Origin of the sequence: Pseudomonas sp. BJa3 (assembly GCF_026343815.1) — a bacterium.
In the GTDB taxonomy this organism is placed as follows: Bacteria; Pseudomonadota; Gammaproteobacteria; order Pseudomonadales; family Pseudomonadaceae; genus Aquipseudomonas; species Aquipseudomonas soli.
The window spans coordinates 1-233 of the sequence record NZ_JAOXMC010000578.1 but is presented as its reverse complement, the minus strand read 5'-3'; the positions used below and the strand labels follow the sequence as shown (position 1 = coordinate 233).

Below are 233 nucleotides of genomic sequence, written 5' to 3'. Positions count from 1 at the left end.
GCCACACCGATGGCGAGAAGCTCGACGATCTGCTGCCGGAGGCCTTCGCCGCCGTGCGCGAAGCCGCCGGCCGCACCCTGGGCATGCGCCACTTCGACGTCCAGCTCATGGGCGGCGCCGCGCTCCACCTCGGCAACATCGCCGAGATGAAGACCGGTGAGGGCAAGACCCTCGTCGCGACCGCCCCCGCGTACCTCAACGCGCTGTCGGGCAAGGGCGTCCACGTCATCACC

1 protein-coding gene is annotated in these 233 nt (G+C 70.8%); it reads left to right on the top strand.

Annotation, left to right across the window (positions count from 1 at the left end; all coding sequences use genetic code 11):
• The coding region (locus tag OH705_RS28860; RefSeq protein WP_267303652.1) for a hypothetical protein at positions 1-233 on the top strand (233 nt) is incomplete at both ends.